The following is a 1,648-nucleotide window of genomic DNA, read 5'->3' as shown; positions in this document are numbered from 1 at the left end:
CACCACATACGAGGCGCACTTGTCGATCTCGGCCGGGGCGCACTGCTGCCAGATCCCGGTGCCGCCGCTCATGATGATCTTGTCGGCGTCCTTGACCACGTTGTGCTCGGCGCCGAAGGTGATCAGCGCCCAGGCGTCCTTGGCGTAGTAGGTCTCGTCGAACATGATCGAGTTCGGGTGCCCGAGGTTCACCAGCCGCAGGATCGCGCCGAACGCGGTGACCAGCAACGGGCCCAGCCAGCCCCACAGGGCTCCGTCGGGCATCGGGGGCACCAGCCGGTCTCTCAGGGAGAACGCGGGGCCCCCGCCCGGCTGGGACTCCGGCTGATCTGACGCCTGGTTGGTGAAGTCGGTCACGGCCACCCGGACATCGTACGGGTCACCCGCCTTCATCAGCCTAGGAAATACCTCCTACAGGTCTAATTGGGGAATTTCTCCCCAGGCAGGGGGCTCATCCGAAATGCGGGAGGATGGAACGGTGACGGACAACGGCAGGCTTGTGCTGGCAGGGGCTCCCATCGGGCAGGCCGGTGACGTCTCGCCACGGCTGCGCCAGGCGCTGGAGAGCGCCGACGTGGTGGCGGCCGAGGACACCCGGCGGCTGCGGCGGCTGGCCGGGGAGCTGGGCGCCGAGATCGGCGGGCGGGTCGTCTCCTACTACGACGCCAACGAGGCGGGCCGGGCCGCCGAGCTCCTCGCGGCGCTCCAGGAGGGCAGGACCGTGCTGGTGATCACCGACGCGGGCATGCCCGGCGTCTCCGACCCCGGCTACCGGCTGACCCACCTGGCGGTCGAGGCCGGGATCACGGTCACCTCGCTGCCCGGCCCGTCGGCGGTGACCACGGCGCTGGCCGTCTCCGGGCTGCCCAGCGACCGGTTCTGCTTCGAGGGCTTCCCGCCGCGCAAGCCCGGTGAGCGCTCCCGGCGGCTCGCGGCGCTCGCGGCCGAGGAGCGCACCATGGTGTTCTTCGAGGCGCCGCACCGGCTGCACGCCGCGCTGGCGGCCATGGCGGAGGCGTTCGGCGCCGACCGCCGGGCGGCGGTCTGCCGCGAGCTGACCAAGACCTACGAGGAGGTACGGCGCGGCGGCCTCGGCGAGCTGGCCGAATGGGCGGCGGGCGGGGTGAAGGGGGAGATCACCGTGGTCGTCGCCGGGTATGTCCGGGGGGATCTGCCACCGGTGATCGGCGACCTGGTCGGGGAGGTCGCGCGGCGCGAGGAGACGGGGACGCCGAGGAAGCAGGCGATCGTGGACGTGGCCAAGGAGGCGGGGATCCCCAAACGCGATCTCTACGATGCCGTCCATCGAGGCTGATTTATCACCATAATTGCCTGAATGGGAGCAATACGGGATCGCCTCCTGCCTCCGATGCCGGAAGACGTCCTCCGGGGATGGCTGGGACCGCTGCTGGTCACGGCCCTCGGGGCCGTGCTCAGGTTCGTCGACCTCGGACGGCCGCACGCGGTCGTGTTCGACGAGACCTGGTACGCCAAGGACGCCTGGGCGCTGATCACCTTCGGCGTGGAACGGGCCTCGCTCGGCACCAAGGACGACCCCGTGGCCGACCGGATGATCCTCTCCGGGAAGACCGACTTCCTGGTCACCTGCACCCCGCCCGACGCCGACCCCTGCCCGCTGTACGTCGCC

Annotated in this window: 1 protein-coding gene and 2 pseudogenes; 2 read left to right on the top strand and 1 reads right to left on the bottom strand. The window is 70.7% G+C overall.

Translation table 11 applies throughout. From position 1 onward, the window contains the following. A pseudogene (locus ACLQ2R_RS39415) lies at positions 1-363 on the bottom strand (phospholipid carrier-dependent glycosyltransferase); the annotation flags it as partial. Positions 364-460: 97 nt separating this feature from the next. Between ACLQ2R_RS39415 and rsmI the strand changes: the two are divergent. Together rsmI and ACLQ2R_RS39405 are read left to right on the top strand one after the other, a co-directional pair. Next, a complete protein-coding gene (gene rsmI, locus ACLQ2R_RS39410; protein ID WP_425966530.1) occupies positions 461-1,315 on the top strand; it encodes a 16S rRNA (cytidine(1402)-2'-O)-methyltransferase in 855 nt (284 codons plus the stop codon). 54 nt (positions 1,316-1,369) lie between these two features. Further along, positions 1,370-1,648, top strand: a pseudogene (locus ACLQ2R_RS39405) (phospholipid carrier-dependent glycosyltransferase); the annotation flags it as partial.

This window comes from Streptosporangium sp. DT93, assembly GCF_049844535.1.
Lineage (GTDB): Bacteria > Actinomycetota > Actinomycetes > Streptosporangiales > Streptosporangiaceae > Streptosporangium.
The sequence above is the reverse complement of the archived record's forward strand: the minus strand, read 5'-3'. Positions and strand labels throughout refer to the sequence as shown.